Below are 22,502 nucleotides of genomic sequence, written 5' to 3' on the forward strand. Positions count from 1 at the left end.
CCCTGGGACCCACGGGACGAGCACTTGGTGGCCCGGTACCTGCCAACAGGCCGGACCTCCGGGGGCGCAGCGGGCGTGCGGTTACCGCTGCCGGTTTGGCGCTTGCTGCCTCATAGGGCGGCTCCCAAGTGATCGCGCAGGGTGCGTCCCGAATACGAGGACCGGAACCGGCCTCGTGCCTGCAGTTCCGGGACCACGCCATTGACGAATTCTTCGAGGGAGGACGGGTAGAGCGCGGACATGATCACGAAACCGTCGGCCGCTTCCGAGTCGTAAAGTTCGCACAGGTAGTCAGCGATATCCGCCGGATCGCCGACCGGCTGGGGATGCAGCTGGTTCATGGCCTGGGCATTGGCAAGGTCGCGGACTGTCATGGATTGACGGCGGGCTGCAGCGAGCAGCATCTGTTCGAACCCCTCGCTGCCGGTGGCGCCGCGGTGGGCCAGCAATAATTCCTCGGCGCTGCCGTCAGGGTTGAGGTCCTCCCACGCCGCGTGCAGGAGCCGTCCCAGCTTAGTCAGAACTTCCTCCGTGTCCAGTGCCGCTTCCAAACCCTGCACGGTGGCAAAGGCGGCGGCCCGGGTCGGACCCGTGATTGGCTGAACCGCCGGAAGTACTGCCAGACGATCCGGATTCCGTCCGGCGGCCGAGGCCCGGTCCCGGAGCTCGCTCCGCACGGCCCGCATGGCGTCTGGTGTGTCGGCCACGGCGAACACGACCTCGGCCCAGCGGGCGGCGAACTCCATGCCGCGCGGCGAGGATCCGGCCTGCATGAGCACCGGCCTTCCCTGTGGACTGCGCGGCAGCGTGATCGGCCCGCGGCTCAGCGGCCGGCTCCCGCCGGAAAGGGGCCGTTCCGGTATCCGGTGTACCAGGTCGGGATCCGCGAACCGGCGTCGGGGCCCGTCCAGCGTCAAGGCCCCGGGCTGCCAAGATTCCCACAGGTCAACAACGGTCTGGACGACGTCGTCGGCCCGGTCATACCGCTCCACCTTGGGCGGGATGGCGGTCAGACCGAAGTTTGCGGCCTCGGCGTCGGTGGTGGAGGTGACGATGTTCCAAGCGACCCGTCCACCGGAGAGGTGATCCAGCGAGAGCAGCTTCCGGGCGATGCTGTAAGCAGGAGTGAAGGTGGTAGAGATGGTCGCGGCCAACCCCAGGTGCCGGGTCGCCCCGGCAACCAGGGACAGGGTCACCAGGGGGTCGAGATAGATGGCGCCCTTGCCGCCGGTGACCAGCGTCGTGGCGAAGTCGCCCGTGTTGTCCTCCGGGACGGCCAGGGCGTCGGGCAGGAACAGCATGTCGAAGCAGCCTCGTTCCAGCGTCCGTCCCAGATCGAGGTAAAACTCCGCGCTCAGCCAGTCTTGCCGGGAGAGTGGATGCCGCCAATTCTCCGAATACTGGCTGGTGGGCGGGTTGACCATCGCCACCAGGTGCATGCCGTCAGCTGAAGAGCGCATCGTATCCTTCCAAATAACCCAGGACGTGGCTGGCGTACAGGATCCCGCCGAGCACGGCCAGCACGGCTGCCGCCATCAGCCAGTCGGTGTGGGTGAGGGGAATTTTCCGCCAGGTGGTCCGGGGCGTCAGCCCGAGTCCACGGGATTCCAGTGACTGGGCCATCCGTTCGCCTTTGCGCACCGAGACAACGAGCAGGGCAAAGGCCGCACGGGCGTAGGCGGTCAGGCCGCTGGGCAGGGAACCGTCCGGGCGGAGCTGCGCCCGGACGGCGTGGGCCTGCCGGATGGTTTGCCACTCCCGGGGCATCTCCTGCAGCATGCGGTAGCCAGCCAGCACGGCATAGGTGATCCGGGAGCCGAGCCTGGCATGTTGATGCAGGCTTCCCATCAGCGCCACGCCGTCGGTGGAAGCGATGAAGCCGATGGCCAGAATGCCGATCACCAGGGTCCGCATGGCCAAGGAGCCGCCGACGGAGAGTCCTTCGGCGGTGATCCGCAGCGGGCCGGCCTCCCACAGGATGTGACCCGGGCGGCTGAGCGCGTTGACCATCAAGATGCCCAGACCGAAGGCGAGGAAGGGAACGTGGCCCAGTGCCACCGTTCTGAGGGGCAGGCGGGTGGAAGCAACGACGGCGGCCAGGGCCACGACGTAGAGCACGGCCGGGGTGACCGGATCAAAAATGAAGACCATCGCCAGCGACACGACAAACAACAGCGCGAGCTTGACCGTGGGATTGCGCCGGGCCATGACACTGCCGGAGGCAAAGGACCCCGGTGTTCCGGCGGATATGGCGGTCATGCACGGCTCCCGGCCAGGCGCTGCACGGAAGCCCCGCCGGATACTGCCGCATCCAGCCGGCCGAGGACGCGGCGGATTTCGCGGTCCGAATCGAACTCGGTGAGCAGCCAGTCGAGCAGCGGCGGTAGCCTGAGGCCGGCTCGCGCCAGGACATCCGGATCACGCAGGACGTCGAAGACGGCGCCGTCGGCAATCACGGTGTGCTCGGCGACAACGACGGCGCGGTCGGCCAGCGAGGCAACGGTGCGCAGGTCGTGGCTGGAGAAGAGAATGGCGCTGCCGCCGGCCGCCGCCTGCTTGAACGCGCTGGCGGTGGCAATCGTGTCCCTTCGGTCCAGGCCGAACGTCGGCTCGTCCGCCAGTAAGGACGGCCGTTCGTGGGCCAGCATGGCGGCGACGCTCAGGCGGCGCTTTTCGCCGCCGGACAACCGGAAGGGGCTCTGGTCGGCCAAATGCGTGAGCCGGTGCTGTTCCAACAACCGATTGAAGAAGTCCGGCGGAGCATCGGGTAGTCCGTGCCGGACTTCCTCCGCAACGGTATGCGCCACGAACTGGTGTTCGGGGTTCTGGAACACCATGCCGGGGCGGGCGCCGAGCACCGTTCCTTCGGCGGGCGGGAGGAGCCCTGCGAGGGTGAGCAGCAACGACGTTTTGCCCGTTCCGTTGGCTCCCAGCAGGGCAGTGATCTCACCGCGCCTGAGCTCGACGTCCACGTTTCTGAGGATGACAGGTTCCGCCCCGGCCGCGCGCCGGGGCCGGCGCTTCTTCCGTCCGGCGCCGCGTGAGACGGAGACATTCTCCGCGGTGAGGACCGTGTCGCCGGCACCGGGCGCGTCCGGTGCGCCGCCGTCGTCGTCGGGTAGCGCCAGAGCGCGGAGCGCGGAGCAGACGTCGGGCGAATCCAAGCCGCCGGGCTGCCCGGTGACTGCCAGCAGTTCCGTTTCCAGCGGCAACCAGCATCCGCGGGCATTGAGCCGGCCGGCGCTGCCGGCCAGCACCGCCGCGGTGGCGCCGTCGGCCAGGACCTGGCCTTCGTCGCCGAGCACGAGGGCCCGGCCCGGCAGCCCGGCAATTCCCGCCCGGCCGGCGTAGTCGTCGAGCCGGTGTTCGACCAGCACCACAGCCGGACCATAGGAGGCTGCGGCAGCGTCAATAGCCTGGCGTACGGCGGTGAGGCCGGCCGGGTCGAGCATGGAGGTCGGCTCATCGAGCAGCAGGATCGCCGGTTCGGCGATCAGGCTGGCTGCCAGCGCCACGCGCTGGCTCTCTCCGCCGGAAAGCCGGCCCGTCTGCCGCTGCCGCAGACCGGCCGCACCGACCGCCGCGAGGGCGCGGTCGATGCGTGCCGATATCTGTCCCGGGGGCACGGCGCGGTTCTCCAGCGGAAGGGCCAGTTCCTGTTCCACGTCCGGCAGGCAGACGCTGGAGGAGGGGTCCTGGGCGAGGACGCCGACACGGCGCGAGAGTTCGACTACGGATGCATCGGTGGTGGCCGTCCCGCTCACGGACACGCTGCCCGTGAGCGTGGACAGCACCGTATGCGGAACCACCCCCGTGATCGCCTGCAGCAGCGTGGACTTTCCGGACCCCGAGGCCCCGAACACGATCAGGTGCTCGCCAGGCTCCAGCCGCAGCCTGACGCCGCGCAGCACAGCGGACTCCCGCCGGGGAAACTCAACGCAGACGTCGTCGAGCAGCAGGGCAGGTTCAGCGGGCATTGGCCTTGCCCAGACGCGTGCGCCCGATCGCGAAGTTGTCCACGACGCCCGTCCTCGTCAAGGCGTCGACGATCAGCTTTGCCAGCAGGCCGCCGAGAACCACCCCGGAAATCAGGTGGATGACCAGGCGGGTGAAAAACAGGTCCTGGCCGTACCAGCCGGAGCGGAACGCCGAATAGAAGAAGACCAGGCCGGCACCGAGCAGGCCGGACAAGGCATACGTGGCCCAGCCGTAGGACCGGTAGCGGGTGGCCGCGAACGGGATTTCGCTGCCGATGCCTTGGATGGCCGCCGCGATGAACAGCATCGGGCCCACCGCCGAGCCCAGGAACACGACCTCGATCACCGAGGCGAGGACCTCGGCGATGACGCCGGCAAAGGGGCGCTGGACGATGGCAATGGCGATCGGCGCGACCAGCAGCCAGCTGCCGGCCAGAAAGTGCTGCGAGAGGTCTCCGGCGGGCCCCATCAGGAGCGAGAGGGCAGTCCAAGCCTGGACGAAGACCCAGTAGAGGAAGCCGAAGACGACGCCGAGGACGACCAGCAGGACCAGGTCCTTCATGCTCCAGGAAGACCGCGTGCGGGCAGGACCAGATGATGTTGACATGGGGGTTCCTTCCGAGCCGGCGTCAGGACGCACTGGGGCTGTTGATGGACAGGGTGGCGTGCGTGACCACGTGCTGGACGTACCGCCCGATCAGGATCCACCCCGCGGCGATGGTCTGCAGGACCTGGGCGACGTCTCCGTCCAGCCGGGTGACGTAGTGGTCTTCGGTGACGGTCACGCCGGTGGACTTGGCGTAGTCGATGGCGGTGTAGATGTCGCGCATGTGATCCGCTCCGGCAGTGCCGGTTCCGCCGTCGGCGAGCGGGTAGATCGCCCAGTCTGCCGCCGCCTGGATGCCGGTGGCTTCCAGTTGCGGGATCTCCGAGTACAGCGCCGCGCCGCCCTCGGGTATCTCGCAGCTGACGCCGCCCGGGCAGCCCCGGGAGAGGTGGACCGCGGCCGTCACGTGAGCTCCGCTGCGGCCGGCCGCGGCAATCACCTGGCTCAGATAGCGCAGCACGTCCTGTTCGGCGCCGGAGACGTAGGTGCTGACTTTCCCGGTCTGTACCTCGAGCCCGGTGGCGTCGGCCTGCCGCAGCGCCGCCAGGATGACGTCGACGTAGTCATCGGCCATCACCGCCAAGGTCAGTCTGGCCCCCACGCCGAATTCGCGTGGCGTGGCCGTGAAAGCTGTTCCGGCGTTGACGGGGGAGGGATGGTTTGCTGCCGTGGCGGCAGCGTCAGGTGTTCGCATGGTCGCGCCCTTCTGTGGTGTGGACAGGGCACGGGTGTGAGGGTTGCTCCCTGCGCTGGCATGATCCAGATCAGGTTCAACGGTCGAAACTTGAGAAGTTTCCTCTCAGCCCGGCTCACCGGACTCCCGTGTACAAGCCAGCAGCCTACCGGCAGGTTCGCCAGGTGGCGAAAGGGCGCAGTACGACGACGTCACACTCCGGCGGGCGGTCGCGGCAGGGCCCGGCTACTGCCGGGCCGGCGGCGCCGGAGTTAGGGGCGCATGCTTCCGGTCTCCACAAAGCGCTGGTGCCAGGACAAGGCCTCGCCGAGCAGGTGCGGGGTGTGCTTGGCAAAGCTGTCCCGGCAGGCGCGGTCGAAATAGTCCTGCAGCATCGGCCGGTAGTCCGGATGCGCGCAGGTGTCGATGATTTTACGCGCGCGCTGCTTCGGGGCCAGGCCGCGCAGGTCGGCCAGGCCGTGTTCGGTCACCACAATCATGGTGTCGTGCTCGGTGTGGTCCACATGGCTGGCCATCGGCACGATACTGGAGATTTTTCCGCCCTTGGCCGTGCTCGGCGACATGAACACGGACAGGTAGCCGTTCCGGGCGAAGTCGCCGGAGCCGCCGATGCCGTTCATTACCTTGGTGCCGGCAATGTGGGTGGAGTTCACGTTGCCGTAGATGTCCGCCTCGATCATGCCGTTGAGCGCAATGCAGCCCAGCCGGCGGATCAGTTCCGGATGGTTGGAGATCTCCTGGGTGCGCAGGATGATGCGCTCGCGGTAGTAGTCCACGTTGGCGTTGAACTCCTCCACCCCGGCCTGGCTGAGTGAGAAGGAGGTGGCCGACGCCATCCGCAGCACGCCGTCCTTGATCAGCTTCAGCATGCCGTCCTGGATGACCTCGGTGTAAGCGGTCAGGCCGCGGTAACCGCCGGCGGCCAGGCCTTCCAGCACCGCGTTGGGGATATTGCCGACGCCGGACTGCAGCGGCAGCAGCTTGTCCGTCAGGCGGCCGCGCTGGACCTCCTGGTCCAGGAAGTCCAGCAGATGGCCGGCGATTTGCTGCGAGGTCTCGTCCGGCGGGTTGAACGGGGAGTTGCGGTCGGGGGCGTCCGTGTGCACGATCGCCACGATCTTGTCCGGGTCCACCTGAAGATACGGTTCGCCGATCCGGTCATCCGGGCGCAGCAGCTGGATTGGTTTCCGGTTCGGCGGCAGCGCGGTGCCGTAGTAGACGTCGTGCATGCCCTCCAGTTCGGCGGGCTGCGCGCTGTTGACCTCCACAATGACCTTGTCTGCCTGCTCCAGCCAGGTCTTGTTGTTGCCGACCGAGGACGACGGGATCAGCCGGCCGTCCTCGAGCATGCCGACCACTTCGACGACGGCGAGGTCCACGTCGCCGAAGAACCCGAACCAGGTGTGCTGGGCGACGTGGCTGAGGTGGATGTCGATGTAGTCCAGTTCGCCGGCGTTGATGCGCTCGCGCAGCGCCGGGTCGGACTGGTAGGGCAGGCGCAATTCCATCCCGTCCACCTTGGCCAGGGCGCCGTCGAGCTCAGGGGCGGTTGATGCGCCGGTCAGCACGCGGATCTTAAACTGCTCGCCGGCCGCATGAGCGGATTCCATCCGCTCGGCCAGCGCCTGCGGCACGGCTTTGGGGTAGCCGGCCCCGGTGAAGCCGCTCATAGCCACCGTCATGCCGGGTTTGATCAGTTCGGCCGCCTGCTCGGCGGACATTACGCGCTCGAGCATGCGGGCATTGCGAATGCGGTCTTGCATCATGCCCCTTCGTCAGATTCTTCCCTCCACCTTAGGCGTCGGACACTGATGTCCGGGCCTTGGTGACGGGCGGAAGCGCCGCGCGGAGCGGTCCTGCGTCCGGTGCTGCTACGGCTGGCGCAGTTGTTCCTCCGCGGTCTGCCGCACGTAGGCGGAGAGTGCATCGAGGATCGATGAGCTGATTTTCCAGCGCTGCCAGTACAGCGGCACGTCCACCGGCAGGTCCGGGGCCAGCTCGCGCAGCGTGCCGCGGCGGAGGTCTGTCAGGCACTGCTGTTCCGGCAGCAGGGCCCAGCCGATGCCCAGCCGGACGGCGGCCGCAAACTCCCCGGATGCCGGCATGTAGTGGCGGGGTGCGGACAGGCCAGCGCCGGTCACCGTCCGGTAGAAGCGCTCCTGCAGGTCGTCCTTGCGGTCGAAGTCCAGCACCGGCGCCGCACCCAGCCAGGCCAGGTCGTCATCAGGCGTCCCGCTGGGCCGCCAGTGTTCCAGATAGTCGGTGCTGGCCACCGCCCGGTAGCGGAGCGAGCCGAGGGCTTCCACGGAACAGCCCTGGACCGGTTCCGGCGTGGCGGTCACCGCCGCGGTGACGCGACCCGATCGTAGCAGCGAGGTCGAATGCTGCTCGTCTTCACGGTGCACCTCAAAGAACACGCCCCGGTCGCGCGGCATCCGGGCCAGCGCACCCAAGAACCACGTGGCGAGCGAATCCGCGTTGACCACCAGCGGCAGGGCCAGCCCGGTCACGCTGCCGCCGAGTTCGCGCTGGGCATCGGCCTGCAGGACCCGAACCTGCCGCGCCAGCCGGAGGACCACATCGCCGGCGGCGGTCGGCTGCACCGGCGTCGTGCGTTGCAGCAGGACCTGCCCGGCAGCCTGCTCCATGGCCTTGATCCGCTGCGAAACGGCAGAGGGAGTCACGTGCAGTGTCCGGGAGGCCTCATCAAAGCTGCCTTCCTCGACGACGACGGCGAAGGTCGCCAGATGCTCGAAGTGAAACGGCTGCATAAGCTCAGCTTACGTAACTGAAAATTCTTTAGCTGTACTGGTGTCTGTTGCTCGGATAGCGTCGACTGCTGTGACTACCGCTATTGCCCCCACCGTTTTGCTGGGCCTCGGGACCGGGCTGGCCCTCATCATCGCGATCGGGGCGCAGAATGCCTTCGTGCTGCGCCAAGGGATCCGGGGCGAGCACATCGGCGTCGTCGTCCTGATCTGCGCGGTCTCCGACGCGGTGCTGATTGCTGCCGGAATCGCCGGAATCGGCGCGCTGATCCAGGCCGCGCCCGCGGTGGTGGACATCATCCGGCTGGGCGGGGCGGCCTTCCTGCTGGCATATGCCGTCTTCGCCGCCAAACGGGCGATCAAACCGGGCGCGCTCACCGCCTCGGAGAATCAGCGCGGCGGCGGACTGGCCTCCGTGGCCGCCACGGCCTTGGCGCTGACTTGGCTGAACCCGCACGTCTACCTGGACACGGTTCTGCTGCTCGGTTCCATCGCCAACACCCAGGGCCCGGAGCTGCGCTGGTATTTCGGCCTCGGCGCCGTGCTGGGCAGCATCGCCTGGTTCAGTGCGCTCGGATTCGGCGCCCGGCTGCTCCGCCCCTTCTTCGCCCGGCCCGGCTCCTGGCGGATCCTGGACGGACTGATCGCGGTGGTCATGCTGGCGCTGGGGCTGCGGATGGCCTTCGGTTTCTGAGCGGGTATGCAAGGATGCCGGTATGGCCAGCAAGATTCTGTTCCTCGCGGACACCCACGTGCCACGGCGTGCGCGCCGGCTCCCCGAGCAGATGTGGGATGCGGTAGCCGCGGCCGCCGTGGTCTTCCACGCCGGTGACTGGGTCACCGCGGACCTGCTGGACCAGCTGGAGCAGCGCAGCCGACGGCTGATCGCCGTGTACGGAAACAACGACGGCGACGACCTGCGCGCGCGCCTGCCGGAAACCGCCGCAGCAACCGTTGAGGGCGTCCGCTTCGCCATGATCCACGAGACCGGAGCGGCGAAGGGCCGCGAACAACGATGTGAGGCGCGCTTTCCGGACGCGGACGTGCTGGTGTTCGGGCACAGCCACATCCCGTGGGACACCACCTCGCCCGGAGGCCTCCGGCTGCTCAATCCGGGATCGCCCACCGACCGCCGCCGACAACCGGCCTGTACCTACATGACGGCGACGGCCGACGGCGGCAGGCTGATCGACGTGAAACTGGTGCCGGTGGATAAGCCGGCGGGCTAGTTGCCGGAAACGGCTTTGCTGACTTCTGCCGGACTCTCGTACTGCCGGTCGGGAAGATTCCTGAGCGCCGACAGGACGTCTTCGCCGGCCCCGGACTTTTCCGCGTTCTTGACCAGATCGGCGGCGGAAGCGGGGTAGTCAACGCCGCCCAGCGCCTTCTGGATGTCAATCGGACTGGTGTTCTCTGCCATGGAGGTTTCCTTCCGGTCGGCTGAAGAACACCACGCTACGCGCTGGGCCGTGCGCTGGGAAGGCCCCAACCCCCGGCAGCCGCCGCGGCGGCGCTATGGGAGGGGCGGCGCGCCGTCGTCGTTGTTTGGCTGGACGCGGTGCACGGAAAGCGCCGGAGCGACCGCCAGCGTTTGGCAGACCACGCAGTAGCGTTCGGTCAGCCGGAGCAACGTCTCCAGGTCCGCGTCGTCCGCGACGCTGATCAGTTCGAACCGGACGCGGATGCGTTGGAAGCCCACCGGGGTGTCCTTGTCCACCGCCAACGTTCCGCGGAAGTCCAGGTCGCCCTCGGCATGGACCCGGCCGGCCACCTCTAGTCCCAGCGAGGCCGCGACGGCCTGCAAGGTCACTCCGGCACACGCCGCCAGCGCCTGCAGCAGCATGTCCCCGGAACAAGCCAGCCTCCCGTCGCCACCGGTCGCCGGGTGCAGTCCGGCTGCCACCAGGCCCGGCCCGTAGCAACGGAACAACTGGTTCCTTCACCAAGTTCGCCCTCAGCGTAAAGGGTGATCATCGCGGCCTCGGGCTGCTGCCGATATTTGGCCTTCAGCGGTGCCTGGGCGGCCCGCAGATTCGTGGTAACCACGGAACCATCATGCCCCCGTTGGCGGCCGGCGTATAGGCGGGTTGCAGACCGCAAAAACCGCGCGGTTACGCGCCCAAACTGGTTGTTCGCCTGCTTGCCGCTGCTTACGTTGTAAGGCGCGCCCAAGAGGTCGGAGCGGAGGGGAGTTGGCGCAACACGAGTTGCCGCTGGAGCAACGAGGCACACATAGCCCTGATCCCCTCGGCAGGGTGGATCGACACACGGTAAGCCAATCACAATTTTGCAACGTTAGTTACTTTCCGGTAGCGTCCTCGGAGTGCGCAGGCCAGACGCCTCGCCAGGGGGTGCCGGAACATTCGGCACGATCTACCCAAGTAAATATGCCCGGACGCTGCCCACGCCTTTCGCCGTCAGAATGGCAGACGTCCACATGACCTCGATCTATACGAGTGGCTGACGGCGGCGCAGGGATGTCCGGGGACGGACTGAGCGTAAGGCGGCCTCAGCGGAGCATTGTGAACTCAAATAAAAACAAGAACTTCAGCCGTGCCCTGCGTGGCGGCCTGGCCGCCCTGGCACTGACCGGAGCCAGCGTGGCCATGGCCGGAACGGCAGCAAACGCCGCCGACGGTGCCACCTGGGACGCTCTGGCCGAGTGCGAGTCGGGCGGCAGCTGGAGCACCAGCACCGGTAACGGCTTCTCGGGTGGCCTTCAGTTCACCCCGAGCACGTGGGCAGCCCACGGCGGCACCGGTTCCGCAGAGAATGCCAGCCGCGCCGAGCAAATCGCAGTGGCAGAGAACGTCCTGGACAACCAGGGCTGGGGCGCATGGCCGGCTTGCTCAGCCAAGCTGGGACTGTCCGGTGGCGGCGGAGGGTCGCAGGTGAGCAGCCAGTCTGCTGAGATCCAGCAGGCTCCGGTCCAGCAGGCCCCCGTGGCCGAGGCGCCGGTTCAGCAGCAGGCGCCGGTCCAACAGGCTCCGGCCCCCGCTGCCGCACCTGCCGAGCAGGCCCCGGCCGTGAGTGGCGAAACCTACTCAGTCCAGCCCGGCGACACCCTGGCCACGATCGCTGATTCGATGGGACTCCAGGGCGGCTGGGAGGATCTGTATGCAGCCAACACGGACACCGTGTCGGATCCGAACCTGATCTTTGTGGACCAGGTGCTGCAGGTTCCCGCCCAGTAGTTACAAGGCAACACCGGTTGCAGTAGTCACAGGCAACACCGGTTATCGGCAACACCCGCAAGGCCCCGTTCTCCGCGAGGAGGGTGGGGCCTTGCTGGTTGCTGCCGATTAATTGGGTGACGCGTCACATTTCTGCGCGGCCGCAAGGATCAGTTGTGAGCCGTGACATAGTGGTGGGCTGTGGCCGCGTGCTGAACCGCGCTTCCGTTGGGGGAGACCGTGGGCGCTGCCACGTAGTTTTTCGATATGAGGAAGTGACATGAAGCGAACATTCCTGACGCTGCTGGCCGGAGTCTCCGCGCTGGGCCTGGCGGCCTGCGGATCCGGATCACCCAGCGGCGGAGGCAACGAGGGCGGCGGCAACGAACCGGCAGCCTCGGGCGGACTCACCCCGGTGACCGTCGGCGTGATCCCGATCGTCGACACTGCGCCGCTCTGGCTCGGCGATTCGAAGGGCTTCTTCGAAGAAGAGGGCCTGGATCTGGACATCCAAAACGTCGCCGGCGGCGCAGCCGCCATCCCGGCCGTGGTCAGCGGTGGCTTCGACTTCGCTTTCGGCAACCTGGTATCGGTCATGGTCGCCAATGACAAGGGCCTGGACATCAAGCTGGTGGCCAACGGCAACTCCACCTCGGGCGATACCTCGCACGACTTCGGCGGCGTGGTGGTCAAGGGAGATTCGGACATCAAGTCGCCCAAGGACCTGGCCGGCAAGACCGTCTCCGTCAACACCCTGTCCAACATCGGCGACACCACCATCCGCAGCGTGATCGAAGCCGACGGCGGCGACCCGGACAGCGTGAAGTTCGTGGAGGTAGGCTTCCCGGACGCGCCGGCAGCCCTGGCCAACGGCCAGGTTGACGCAGCCTGGATCCTGGACCCGTTCCTGTCCCAGTCCGTGGATGACGGCGGCCGCGTGGTTACCTACAACTTCGCCGACTTCGACAAGAACCTGGACATCTCCGGCTACTTCGCCACCGGCGACACCGTGGCCAACGATCCGGAACTGGTCAAGAAGTTCCAGGCCGCGATGAACCGCTCGCTGGAATACGCGCAGGAGAACCCGGACGAGGTCCGCGACATCGTGGGCACCTACACCAAGATCGACGAGGCCGCCCGCGCCGAGATGGCCCTGCCGTCCTTCCGCAAGGACTTCAACATGGAGGCGGCACAGAAGCTCGCCGACGCGGCCTTGAAGTACGGCACCCTGAACAAGGCTGCGGAACTGGACAAGTTCTTCCCGTAAACGCCGTGCTTTAAAGCAGTACGACGGCGGGGTCCCCCTTCCGTCCGATGCGCCGGACAGCGTCTCTTCCGCAGGGGAGGGGCGCTGTTCTGTATTCTGCCGGCGGGACCGGCTGGTCCAGCAGGCCGGCGGGTCCAGCGGGGCTACGGCGCCGGCGGGTCCAGCGGGGCGGCACCGGTCGGTCAGATCCGGGTGCGCTCGCCGGGGTCCTGCCACTTGCGGGCCGGCGGCGCCCAGCCGTCGATCGCGTCCAACAGTTCCCCGGCGGAGCCGGCCACAATAACGGCATCGCGGTAGGCCTGCTTCAGGAAGCCCGCACTGACTAGGGAATCGATCGCGGCCAGTAGCGGGTCCCAAAAGCTGTTGATGTTCAGGAACGCCACGGGTTTCTCGTGGATGCCCAGCTGCAGCCAGGTCCACGCTTCGAAAATCTCCTCCAACGTCCCCACCCCGCCGGGCAGTGCCACAAAACCATCGGCCAGGTCGGCCATCATCTGCTTGCGTTCGTGCATGGAGTCCACCACGTGCAGGGTGCTCAAGCCGGTGTGACCCACCTCGGTCCGGTCCAGCGAGGAGGGAATCACGCCCACCACCTCGCCGCCGGCGGCCACCGCGCTGTCCGCCACGGTGCCCATCAGCCCCACCTGCCCGCCGCCGTACACGATGCCGATACCGCGGGAGGCCAGCTCGGCGGCAAAGGACGCCGCCTCCCGAGCGTAAAGACTGTCTGATCCGCTGGCCGAACCGGTGAAGACTGCAAGTCGCATGCCGCCATTATTCCAGTGCCGCTAGACTCTCGGGTCATGACCGACCTCGACGAGCAAGGCCGCCCGGAACCGCCACTGGCCGGCAACGAACTGGAGACCCTGGTGGGTTTCCTGGAGTTCCAGCGGGCCACCTTTGACTGGAAGTGTGCCGGTCTGGGCGTAGACGGACTGGCGGCCAAACTGCCGCCGTCCAGCATGACCTTGGGCGGCATGCTGAAGCACTTGGCGTTTGTGGAGGACTACTGGTTCTCGCACCGGCTGCACGGCCGGGAGCCGCAGCCGCCGTGGGAGAGCGTGGATTGGACGGCGGAGCCGGACTGGGACTGGGAGTCCGCAGGCGGCGATACTCCCGAACAGCTGCGGGCCCTGTGGAGCGGGAGCGTGGCGCGTTCCCGCGTCCTGGCCGCGGAAGCGGTGGCAGCCGGCGGGCTGGACCGAATGGCGGTCAGGCCGGGCCGGACGGGTAACGTTCCGAACCTGCGCTGGATCCTGGTCCACATGATCGAGGAGTACTCCCGGCATAACGGGCACGCCGACCTGCTGCGCGAGGCAGTGGACGGATTGGTAGGGGAGTAGCGGCCTTGCGCTGATCTGCGGCGACCGGTTGTCGGGCCGGCCGCCGCAGTCGGGTGTCAGGCGACGCTGATGGCGTTGAGTACGTCCACCCGGCTGGCCCGGCGGGCCGGGCCGATGGCCGCTAGGACGCCTATCACGGCTGCCACCACCACGTACAGCAGGAGTGAGCCGAACGGGATGTCCAGCTTTGAAATCCCTTCCCCGCTCATCGACCGGGTGAGGGCGATGCCGGCGCCGGTGCCCAGCAGCACGCCTGCCATCGCCCCGAAGAGCGACATGAGCAGGGACTCACGACGGATTACGGTGCGTACCTGGCTGCGGGTTGCCCCGACGGCGCGCATCAGGCCCAGCTCGCGGGTCCGTTCGACCACCGACAACACCAAGGTGTTGATGATGCCCAGGATCGCAACGATGACGGCCAAAGCCAGCAGGGCGGTAACGAGCCCAAGCATCTGGTCCACCGAAGCCTGCTGGGATTTAGCAAACTCCGTGGGATCGCTGATCTGCACGTTGGGATAGTCGGCCAGCGCCTCCTCGACCTCCTGGTGGAGCGTCTCCGGATCGGTCTGCGGTGAAGCCTTGACCATGACTGCTGCGTCCATCCGGGAGGTGACGTTGTCGGCATAATCGCTAAGCGCCAATAGGTGGCCCGCGCCGATAAGGGCGTCACGCTCGAAAATTGCAGCGACCTCAAAACTGCGCGCACCGGTTTCAGGGAACGTGAGGGTAACTGTACCTCCGATGCCTGTGTCGAGCTGCTCTGCCTGCTTGGTGGAGAGCAACAGCTTGCCGGGGCCGAAGCCGGCCAGCGAACCGTCTGTGACGCCCAGGTCCATCACCGTGTCCAGGCTGTCCGGGGAAACGCCGACGACGCTGACCGGGGTACCCTCAGCCTTGGCCTGCGAGAACCGCATTTCCGCTACCGCGTCCACGCCGGGCTGCTCGTCGAGCAGGTCGGCTACCGCCGGGCTGACTCCTCCCGTGGGTGAGGCGGACTTCAGGATCAGGTCTGCCTTGTTGCCGCCGTCGAGCAAGTCGCTGACGGAAGCCTTGGTGGAGGAAGCTACCACCGAGACCGAACAGACCACTGCCAGCCCGATGGTCAGGGCCATAGCGGTGGCTGCTGCCCGCTGCGGGGCGCGGGAGATGTTGCGGGAAGCCAAGCTCCAGCCGCCTCCCGGCCGGCCGCGGTTGGCCAGCGCCGCCATTCCGCGGGCCAGCAGCGGCCCGGCGGCCACCAAGCCGGCGAAACCGGCCAAGGCACTGACGCCGGTCAGCAACATTTGGTCCTGGAGCGCGGCGGCAGTTGCCAGCCCGGCCGCGGCCGCCAGCAGAAGCACCATCCCTGCGGTGGAGCGCAGCTTGCCCAGCGTGCCGTCCCCGGTCGTGACCGGCCGCAGCGCCTCCATCGGTGCTACCCGGGTGGCGGAAACCGCCGGAATGACGGCGGCCAGCACGGTGATTACCACCCCGACAAGCAGCGCGGCAACGATCGTGCGAGGCTCGATCACCGCGGCGGTGGTGGGGATCTCGATGCCGACTGCAGCCAGCAGGGAGCGGATCCCTCCGGCCAGGGCGACGCCCGCTCCCAGTCCCAGTCCTGCCGAGACCAGGCCGATCAAGGCGGCCTCAAGAATGATGCCGCCAAGCACCTGGCCGCCGGTTCCGCCGACGGCGCGCAGAAGTGCCACCTCGCGGCGGCGCTGGGCGACCAGAACGTTGAAGGTGTTCCAGATAACGAAGGAGCCCACCAGCAGGGAAACGGCGGCGAAGGTCAGCAAAACGTTAGTGAAAATGCCTAGACTGTCGCGGATGGCTTGCGACGATTCGCCCGAGATCTGGTCCGCGGTCAGGGCCTCGGTGCCGGCAGGGAGCACGTCCGCGAGCTCCTCGCGCAGGTCAACCGCGGAGACGCCTTCTGCTGCGCGGATGTCAACCTGGTCGAATTTCCCGTGCTTGCCCAGCAGTTTCTGCGCGGCGGACGTTTCAAAGGACGCCAGCGTGGCGCCGGCCATGCTGTCGGTATCGCCGAAGCCCACGATGCCGGTGATGGTGAAGGTTTCGGTGCCGTCTTCGAACACGACTTTGGCCCGGTCTCCAACGGCGTACCCGGCCTTCGCTGCAGACGCGGCGTCCAGCGCCATTTCGTCCGGCTGTTCCGGCGCGCTGCCGGAACGGAAGGAGAAGTTGCCGGCGAGTGCGCTGTCTTTGTGGATGCTTCCGCCCAACGTGGGCGCCCCGCCCGGCTGGATCGGCTGGCCGTCTTTGTCCAGGATGAGCGCGAACCCTGTCACGGAGCCTTCGGCGCTCTGCACCGAGGACACGCTGCGGATTGTCGCGACGATGTCTTCGTCCAGCGGCTTAACCTGGCCTCGGGCTGTGGCATTGGGGTCGTTGGATTGCGCGCGCACCGTGACGTCGGTGCCTTTGGCCAGGCCGGCGAATAGTTCGTCGAAGGCCTTGCCCATGGTGTCCGCCAGGACGAAGGACCCGGACACGAAGGCCACTCCCACCGTGACGGCGGCGACCGTCAGCAAGAGCCGGATCTTGTGCGCCAGCAGGGAGCGCAGCGAATAGCGCAACACCGTCAGCCACCCAGCCGCTTCATCATTTCCAACACGCTGTCGCGGGTGGGGCTTTCCAGCTCATCGACAACGCGGCCGTCAGCAAGGAAAATGACGCGGTCTGCATAGGCTGCCGCCACGGGATCGTGGGTGACCATGACGACGGTCTGCCGCAATTCGTCTACGGCGGTACGCAGGAAGCCGAGCAGTTCGGCGCCGGTGCGTGAATCGAGGGCGCCGGTGGGCTCGTCGCCGAAAACCACCTCCGGGCGGGTAACCAGTGCCCGGGCCACGGCCACGCGCTGCTGCTGCCCGCCGGAGAGCTGGGAGGGGCGGTGATTTAGCCGCTCCGTGAGCCCCAGACTCGCGACCACCTGGTCAAACCAGTCGGCGTCGACTTTGCGGCCGGCCAGGTCCAGCGGCAGGACAATGTTTTCCCGCGCGGTCAGCACGGGAAGGAGATTGAAAGCCTGAAAAATGAAGCCGAGCCGATCCCGCCGCAGGAAGGTCAGCTGCTTGTCGGAGAGGCCTGCGATGTCCGTGCCGCCGATGAATGCCCGTCCGGAAGACAAGGTATCCAGCCCCGCCATGCAGTGCAGCAGGGTGGATTTGCCTGAACCCGAGGGCCCCATGATCGCGGTGAACGCACCGGTGGCGAACTCGACTGTCACCGCGTCGAGAGCGGTTACAGCCGCATCGCCGCTGCCGTAAGTTTTGGTCGCTTCCTCGACTCTCGCCGCCACCGCGGCACGGGTGCCGTCCGGCGGTGCTTCAACGGATGTACTGGTCACTGGGAATCCTTCCAAGGGCTGAGAGGTGCAGGTGAGAAGAGCATTTGTACGCTGTACAAAAAGATCGTACAACGTACACAAAAGTAAGCATGCTGTATAGTTGCTGAGTCGATGCTTTGCCAAGAGGAGTGCCATGCCGCAGCGAATCAGCCTCACTGGTGAATCAGTGGCCGCATGCGCCTTGGAAATGATTGACCGAATCGGTGTCAACGGCCTGAGCATGCGGAAACTGGCGACCGCTCTCGGGGTCGCGCCGATGACCATCTACACATACTTCCGCGATCGCGAGGCGTTGCTCGACGGGGTGGCCCAGGTGATGTACGGCGAGATCGAAGCCCCCTCCGGAAGCGAGGCGGCACCCCGGGATACTTTGGCGCGGATCATGCTGTCCGTGCGCGACGTGTTGCTGCGCCACCCCAACGCCATTTCGTTGATCGCCAGCCACCCGCCCCGCACACTGGACGCCCTGGCTTTCGTAGAAGCCAGCTATCGCGCCCTGCGCCGTGCGGGGGTCGATGCGCCGGATACCGCCCGGGCATACCGGGCGCTGGTCGCCTACTCCTTAGGCGCGTCCCTGACGGAGGCCGGCCGCCAACTGGCCAAGCATGCAGCGAACGAACCCACGGCCGAACGGCCCTCCGCGCGTGCGATGGCCCGCCACTTGCCGCACGTCATGGACGCCCAGCCGTACCTGATGGAGATCGACGATGCTGCCGAATTCCGGTACGGGCTGGAGATGGCACTGGATAGCGTCTTGACCCGAAACCGCGAGCATGGCGGTACGCGGGCCGACCCGGCCTAGAGCGGTTGCCCGTCTAAGTCCGCGGGCCCGGAAGGAAAGCTGCCCGGCTATTCGGGCTCTTCGGCTTCGCGGGGATACTCCTCGTCCGCGTCCGCATTAAGCTCCTCCAGTTGCTCCTGCAGGTCCGCCTCGTTGGCTTCCCAGCCGACCGGCGGCACTGTCGACGCCGGCTGTTCCGGCGCGTCCTCGTCGACCGGGCGGTCCTGCCAGGCGCGGTCGGCCTCGTCTGCTTCCGGGACTTCTGCATCGTGGTTGCCAGTGCTGGTCATTGCGGCGCTCCTGGTCTCTGCTGCGGTTGAAGGTGATGGATGTGTGGATGCGTCGGTAGTGCGCGGACTAGCCTCCGGCGACTGACTGGATGATAAGCAGTTCCTGCCCCGGGGCAACCAGCGTGGCCGGCCCCTGCAGCGTGCGGATGTCTTCGCCGTCCAGGTAGAGGTTGACGTAGCGGCGGATCGCCCCGGTTTCATTGCGCACGCGGCGGTTGAACACCGGGTAGTCGCCGGCCAAGTCGTCTAGAATCTCCGCCACGGACCGCGGAGCGGACGCCGGCACGCTAAGCTCCCGCCGCTCGCCGGTTACCTTGGCCAGCAGGCTGGGCACGACGACGGTGACCGTCTTCTCGGCTACACCCACCATGGCGAGTCCCTCCTCTTACAGACTGGCGGCCCGGACGCAGAGGACGTCCGGCAGGCCTGAGGCAACCTCAACGAAGGCTTCGCCTTCGTCTGCGCTGGCGTACACGGAACCGCCGCGGGTGCCGAAGTAGAATCCGGCCGGATCGCCGGTGTCCACGGCAGCCGCATCGCGCAGCACCACGTTGTAGTCCAGCTCCGGCAGGCCGGTGCCGAACCGCGCCCAGGTGGCACCGCCGTCGTCGGTCCGATGCACCGCCAGGTGCCCGTCCGGCGGGATCCGCTCGCCGTCGGCCTTGATCGGGACCACCCACGCGGTCCGCGACTTCCGCGGATGCGTGAGCATGACGAAACCGAAGTCACTGGGCAGGCCGTCGGCAATGGATTGCCAGGTGTCGCCGGAGTCATCCGACCGGTAGACGCCGTGGTGGTTCTGCGCGAAGAGCGTGGAGGGTTCCACCGCATCCCGGGCGATCTTGTGGACGCACTGGCCCACCTCGGGATTCGGATCAGGCATGAAGTAGGCGCTAATGCCGTGGTTGCGGGCCTGCCAGCTCTCGCCGCCGTCGGTGCTGCGGTAGACACCGCCGGTGCTCATGGCAACATGCACGGTGTCCGGATCCTGCGGGCTGGGCAGGATCGAATGGGCGGCCGCCCCGCCGTAGCCGGCACCCCACTGCTCCTTGTCCGGGTGGTTCCAGAGGGCGCGGTTGAGTTCGAAGTGTTCGCCGCCGTCGGTGGATTTCCAGACCGAAATCGGTTCGCAACCCGCCCAGACCACGCCCGGACGATCCGCCGCGTCCGGCTGGATTTGCCAGACCCGCTCCAGCGCGGCGCCGTCGCCGTCGTTAAAGCGGATGGCGCCGTTCTCCGGCTCGGTCCAGGATTCGCCCAGATCATCCGAGTGGAAGACGGTCGGGCCCCAGTGCTCGGAGCGCGCCCCGACCAGCAGCCGGGTGGACCCGTTGCGCTGGTCGATCCCGATGCTGGGGATCTCGTTCATCAAAAAGTGCGGGCCGGACAGGGACCAGTTGGTCCGGTCCTGGCTGGTGGCCAGCCACAGCCCCTTCTTCGTTCCGATCGCCAGAATGGTTTCCCCAGTAGCCATGCCACCCATTCGACCACTGCGGTACGGACGGCGCAACGGTTTTGCGATGAAAGCCTTCAAACGGGGCAGAATAGGGGAGCCGACGTCACGCAAAGAAAGAGGACATGAGCACGCAGCCGCCAAGCCAGCCTGGCTCCCGCCTGTGGCTCTGGGTCCTGATGGCGGCCGCCGTGTTGACCCAGACGTCGCTGAACGTGGCGCGGCCGGTGGTGTCCTACAAGTTGCTGGCCCTGGGTGGCGACGCGGCGGTGATCGGCGTGGTGACCGCGGTTTATGCGGTGCTGCCGGTGGTGGCGGCGCTGTGGCTCGGGCGGGTGAGCGACCGTATTGCCTCGCTCAGGGGCATGGTGGCGCTCGGCGCGGTGATGCTGGCGGTCGCCGCCGTCGGGCTGGCGCTGGCGCAGGGGTTCCTGCTGATTGTGATCGCCATGGCCTTGCTAGGCATGGGGCACTTGGTCTTCACCATCGCCGGTCAGTCGGCGATCGGGCGCTACGCCCCGCTGAACCAGATGGACAGCGGCTTTGGCTGGTTCACTGCGGCCTTTTCGCTGGGTCAGCTGCTCGGTCCGCTGCTGGCCGGGCTGCTGCTGGGCACCGGCACGGAGGGCGTGGGCCCGGACTGGCTGGGCGCCATCAACCTGGCCCTGCTGCTGTCCGCCGGTATTGCTTTGGCCGGGGCCCCGGTGATGCTGATCGGTGCGCATCCGGGTGCGGCCAGGCGGCGGTTCGGCTCCCGCAAGCACGACGGCGGCGGTGCGGGCGGCGGTGCCGTCCGGCCGCCGGTGGTGAAAGAGCCCGTGCTGCAGATCCTGCGGCGGCCGGGGGTGGCGTGGAACATGCTGGCGTCGATGGCGCTGCTGTCCGTGATTGACATTCTGGTGGCATTTCTGCCGCTGGTCGGCGAGGAACTGGGGGTGGCGCCGTTCTGGGTGGGCGTGCTGCTGGCCGTCCGCGCCAGCGCGTCGATCATCTCGCGGGTTCTGCTGCCCTGGCTGGTACACCGCTGGAGCCGGATCCAGCTGCTGGTGGCCAGCCTGCTGGGATCCGGCATCGCGATCGCGATGACGCCGTTTGTGCTGGAACCATTCTGGCCGGCGGCCGTGGCGCTGTTCGTGGGCGGCTTCCTGCTGGGGCTGGGCCAGCCGCTGACCATGACGCTGATCAGCCATGCGGTCCGGCCGGAGTCCCGCGGCTCCGCGCTGGCCCTGAGGCTGCTGGGCAACCGGGTGGGGCAGGTGGTTCTGCCGCTCGCCGCCGGCCTGGTCGCCGCCCCGCTGGGGCCCGGCGGCGCCATCTGGTTCTCCTGCGCGGTGCTGGGCGCCGCAGCCACCGCCAGACTGACCGTGCACCGAGAACCGGACGCCTAACCCGCCGGCGGTCGACCAAGCGAGCGCAGCCCAACCGGTGGTCGACCGAGTGAGCGCCAGCGAACGCGTGGAGACCCGGGAGACCCGCCGCCCAGAATCGCACGCGGCTGCGACCGCCGTCCTGCTCTAGCCCCGCTTTAGATGCTCCCGCCCCGGGCGGTGATTACGTCGCGGACTATGTCGGCTACCCGCTGGGAATGTCGCAGGACCGCAGAGCGGGCCGCCGCGGTGTCGCGGGCGGCGAGGGCATCGGTCAAGCCCGCAAACGCGGAGACGTCCAGGAACTGAGACCATTGCTGTTCGTCCAGGGCATGCAGCCAGATCTCCGTCGTCGCCATCTCTTCATAGGCTGCCAGCAAGGGTTTGGAGCTGGAGAGCCCGATTAGCAGGCGGTGGAAGGCCTTCACGGCGTCCAGTTGAGTCGCCAATGTGGTCGAACCGCTCTCGTGGAGGACCGTGATGTGGCGTCCGGCATCGATCAGGGGGCCCAGATGGTCGTCGTCGGCGCCCTGCAGGGACGTGTAGATGACACCGACTTCGATGGCAGCTTGTGCGGCAAAGAAGCCAGCAGCAAGTTCTGCGCTGATCGGTGAGACCGTGGCCGCGCCGGCCGATGACAACTCGACGAGCTTTTGGGCTCCCAAGCGGACCAGAGCCTTGTTGATGTTGCCCGGGCGAAAGCCCGTGGCTGTGGCCAATTCCTGCGGGTCGAGATCTTCGTTGATGGGAGTTCTGCGGCTGAGGACCCATCGTCGGAGCGCGGCGTACGCCTTATCGTCGTCGTCCTCGTCGAAGCGTCCGAACACACCGCGGTAGTAAGTGAGGGGCTCGCCCGGGGACGAGTGCGCCTCAACGACCTCGGCGAGGAAAACAGTGTGGGTCCCGCCGGTCGCGGTCTCCACGGTGCGGCAGGCGATGGTCGCAAGCGAGCCAGCGATCAGTGGTGCGCCGTTGTCCGCCGGGGACCATGCAATGCCGTCGAACTTGTCCAGACCTTTCCGCGCAAACCGCAGAGCCGTGTTGCTTTGGTCCCGAGCCATGATGCTGACTCCGAAAACTCCCGCGGCTTGGATGGCGTCGTGGGTCGCACTGCTGCGGTTCAGGCAGACCAGCATCATCGGCGGGTCCATTGAGAGCGAGGCTACGGCAGACGCCGTGGTGCCGACCGGGCGGCTCCCATCGAGCGTGGTGATTACGGTGACACCAGTAGTGAATTGGCCAGCGACTTGGCGGAATGTTTCCTGGTCCACCACGTCGTTGTCAGTGGACTGAGTACGCCTTTGGGTCGTCGGCAGGTCCATTTTTGCTCCTGGGCTCGGGATTTGGTCGGATTCGCCGCCAACATTGGAGGGCTTGCTGCCAGCCATAGTCTCAGAAACATTTGTTAATGAAAAGTGTTGTGCGGA

The 22,502-nt window shown here is 67.2% G+C and carries 23 protein-coding genes and 1 riboswitch; of the genes, 7 read left to right on the plus strand and 16 right to left on the minus strand.

The window, feature by feature from the left end; translation table 11 throughout:
- Positions 1–110: 110 nt before the first annotated feature.
- From AC5RW2_RS29995 to AC5RW2_RS30025, 7 genes are all read right to left on the minus strand, one after another.
- Positions 111–1,460, minus strand: a complete 1,350-nt coding sequence (locus AC5RW2_RS29995) for an NtaA/DmoA family FMN-dependent monooxygenase (RefSeq protein WP_493963728.1) — start codon at positions 1,458–1,460, stop codon at positions 111–113.
- A complete protein-coding gene (locus AC5RW2_RS30000; protein WP_493963729.1) occupies positions 1,444–2,259 on the minus strand; it encodes an energy-coupling factor transporter transmembrane component T family protein in 816 nt (271 codons plus the stop codon). Before AC5RW2_RS30000 ends, AC5RW2_RS29995 begins: the two co-directional genes overlap by 17 nt.
- Entirely contained in the window at positions 2,256–3,977 is a 1,722-nt protein-coding gene (locus AC5RW2_RS30005; RefSeq protein WP_493963730.1) for an ABC transporter ATP-binding protein, read from the minus strand. The genes AC5RW2_RS30000 and AC5RW2_RS30005 overlap by 4 nt, the downstream gene beginning before the upstream one ends.
- Positions 3,967–4,584 (minus strand): ECF transporter S component, encoded by a 618-nt coding sequence (locus tag AC5RW2_RS30010; protein ID WP_493963731.1) that lies wholly within the window; start codon positions 4,582–4,584, stop codon positions 3,967–3,969. Before AC5RW2_RS30010 ends, AC5RW2_RS30005 begins: the two co-directional genes overlap by 11 nt.
- A 22-nt stretch (positions 4,585–4,606) precedes the next feature.
- Positions 4,607–5,278: a YkoF family thiamine/hydroxymethylpyrimidine-binding protein gene (locus AC5RW2_RS30015; protein ID WP_493963732.1), complete on the minus strand. Its 672-nt coding sequence runs from the start codon at positions 5,276–5,278 to the stop codon at positions 4,607–4,609.
- Positions 5,279–5,308: 30 nt separating this feature from the next.
- Positions 5,309–5,418, minus strand: a riboswitch (TPP riboswitch).
- Between the two features lie 111 nt (positions 5,419–5,529).
- Entirely contained in the window at positions 5,530–7,041 is a 1,512-nt protein-coding gene (gene scpC, locus AC5RW2_RS30020; RefSeq protein WP_493963813.1) for a succinyl-CoA:acetate CoA-transferase ScpC, read from the minus strand.
- A gap of 108 nt (positions 7,042–7,149) precedes the next feature.
- Positions 7,150–8,049 carry a LysR family transcriptional regulator ArgP gene (locus AC5RW2_RS30025; protein ID WP_493963733.1) on the minus strand — a complete coding sequence of 300 codons (900 nt, stop codon included), beginning with the start codon at positions 8,047–8,049 and terminating at the stop codon, positions 7,150–7,152.
- Positions 8,050–8,119: 70 nt separating this feature from the next.
- Between AC5RW2_RS30025 and AC5RW2_RS30030 the strand changes: the two genes are divergently transcribed.
- Together AC5RW2_RS30030 and AC5RW2_RS30035 are read left to right on the plus strand one after the other, a co-directional pair.
- Complete coding sequence (locus tag AC5RW2_RS30030) at positions 8,120–8,740, plus strand: LysE/ArgO family amino acid transporter (protein ID WP_493963734.1); 621 nt, start codon at positions 8,120–8,122, stop codon at positions 8,738–8,740.
- 22 nt (positions 8,741–8,762) lie between these two features.
- On the plus strand, positions 8,763–9,275 hold the full coding sequence (locus AC5RW2_RS30035; protein ID WP_493963735.1) for a metallophosphoesterase family protein: 513 nt from the start codon (positions 8,763–8,765) through the stop codon (positions 9,273–9,275).
- Here AC5RW2_RS30035 and AC5RW2_RS30040 read toward each other — a convergent pair.
- Together AC5RW2_RS30040 and AC5RW2_RS30045 are read right to left on the minus strand one after the other, a co-directional pair.
- Positions 9,272–9,466, minus strand: a complete 195-nt coding sequence (locus tag AC5RW2_RS30040; RefSeq protein ID WP_493963736.1) for a DUF2795 domain-containing protein — start codon at positions 9,464–9,466, stop codon at positions 9,272–9,274. The genes AC5RW2_RS30035 and AC5RW2_RS30040 overlap by 4 nt on opposite strands.
- Before the next feature lie 93 nt (positions 9,467–9,559).
- A complete protein-coding gene (locus tag AC5RW2_RS30045) occupies positions 9,560–9,976 on the minus strand; it encodes an OsmC family protein (RefSeq protein WP_493963737.1) in 417 nt (138 codons plus the stop codon).
- Positions 9,977–10,523: 547 nt separating this feature from the next.
- Between AC5RW2_RS30045 and AC5RW2_RS30050 the strand changes: the two genes are divergently transcribed.
- Both AC5RW2_RS30050 and AC5RW2_RS30055 read left to right on the plus strand, forming a co-directional pair.
- Entirely contained in the window at positions 10,524–11,240 is a 717-nt protein-coding gene (locus tag AC5RW2_RS30050) for a transglycosylase family protein (RefSeq protein WP_493963738.1), read from the plus strand.
- 259 nt (positions 11,241–11,499) lie between these two features.
- Complete coding sequence (locus AC5RW2_RS30055; protein ID WP_493963739.1) at positions 11,500–12,486, plus strand: ABC transporter substrate-binding protein; 987 nt, start codon at positions 11,500–11,502, stop codon at positions 12,484–12,486.
- Positions 12,487–12,668: 182 nt separating this feature from the next.
- Here AC5RW2_RS30055 and AC5RW2_RS30060 read toward each other — a convergent pair whose 3' ends face one another.
- Positions 12,669–13,253 carry an LOG family protein gene (locus AC5RW2_RS30060; protein ID WP_493963740.1) on the minus strand — a complete coding sequence of 195 codons (585 nt, stop codon included), beginning with the start codon at positions 13,251–13,253 and terminating at the stop codon, positions 12,669–12,671.
- 36 nt (positions 13,254–13,289) lie between these two features.
- Between AC5RW2_RS30060 and AC5RW2_RS30065 the strand changes: the two genes are divergently transcribed.
- Positions 13,290–13,829 carry a DinB family protein gene (locus AC5RW2_RS30065; RefSeq protein ID WP_493963741.1) on the plus strand — a complete coding sequence of 180 codons (540 nt, stop codon included), beginning with the start codon at positions 13,290–13,292 and terminating at the stop codon, positions 13,827–13,829.
- A 56-nt stretch (positions 13,830–13,885) separates the two neighbouring features.
- Here AC5RW2_RS30065 and AC5RW2_RS30070 read toward each other — a convergent pair whose 3' ends face one another.
- On the minus strand, positions 13,886–16,414 hold the full coding sequence (locus AC5RW2_RS30070; RefSeq protein WP_493963742.1) for an ABC transporter permease: 2,529 nt from the start codon (positions 16,412–16,414) through the stop codon (positions 13,886–13,888).
- A 2-nt stretch (positions 16,415–16,416) separates the two neighbouring features.
- Positions 16,417–17,184, minus strand: a complete 768-nt coding sequence (locus AC5RW2_RS30075; RefSeq protein WP_493963743.1) for an ABC transporter ATP-binding protein — start codon at positions 17,182–17,184, stop codon at positions 16,417–16,419.
- Positions 17,185–17,317: 133 nt separating this feature from the next.
- Here AC5RW2_RS30075 and AC5RW2_RS30080 point away from each other — a divergent pair, with 133 nt between their 5' ends.
- Complete coding sequence (locus AC5RW2_RS30080; RefSeq protein WP_493963744.1) at positions 17,318–17,986, plus strand: TetR/AcrR family transcriptional regulator C-terminal domain-containing protein; 669 nt, start codon at positions 17,318–17,320, stop codon at positions 17,984–17,986.
- A gap of 47 nt (positions 17,987–18,033) precedes the next feature.
- Here the strand turns inward: AC5RW2_RS30080 and AC5RW2_RS30085 are convergent, their stop codons facing one another.
- The 3 genes from AC5RW2_RS30085 to AC5RW2_RS30095 form a co-directional block, all read right to left on the minus strand.
- Positions 18,034–18,255 (minus strand): hypothetical protein, encoded by a 222-nt coding sequence (locus AC5RW2_RS30085; RefSeq protein ID WP_493963745.1) that lies wholly within the window; start codon positions 18,253–18,255, stop codon positions 18,034–18,036.
- A 67-nt stretch (positions 18,256–18,322) separates the two neighbouring features.
- Complete coding sequence (locus tag AC5RW2_RS30090) at positions 18,323–18,625, minus strand: MoaD/ThiS family protein (protein ID WP_493963746.1); 303 nt, start codon at positions 18,623–18,625, stop codon at positions 18,323–18,325.
- Positions 18,626–18,640: 15 nt separating this feature from the next.
- Entirely contained in the window at positions 18,641–19,738 is a 1,098-nt protein-coding gene (locus AC5RW2_RS30095; RefSeq protein WP_493963814.1) for a WD40/YVTN/BNR-like repeat-containing protein, read from the minus strand.
- 95 nt (positions 19,739–19,833) lie between these two features.
- Between AC5RW2_RS30095 and AC5RW2_RS30100 the strand changes: the two genes are divergently transcribed.
- Positions 19,834–21,096: an MFS transporter gene (locus tag AC5RW2_RS30100; RefSeq protein WP_493963747.1), complete on the plus strand. Its 1,263-nt coding sequence runs from the start codon at positions 19,834–19,836 to the stop codon at positions 21,094–21,096.
- Positions 21,097–21,233: 137 nt separating this feature from the next.
- Here the strand turns inward: AC5RW2_RS30100 and AC5RW2_RS30105 are convergent, their stop codons facing one another.
- A complete protein-coding gene (locus tag AC5RW2_RS30105; RefSeq protein WP_493963748.1) occupies positions 21,234–22,397 on the minus strand; it encodes a flavin reductase in 1,164 nt (387 codons plus the stop codon).
- Positions 22,398–22,502: the final 105 nt, after the last annotated feature.

Source organism: Arthrobacter sp. B0316-1-20 (assembly GCF_059091865.1).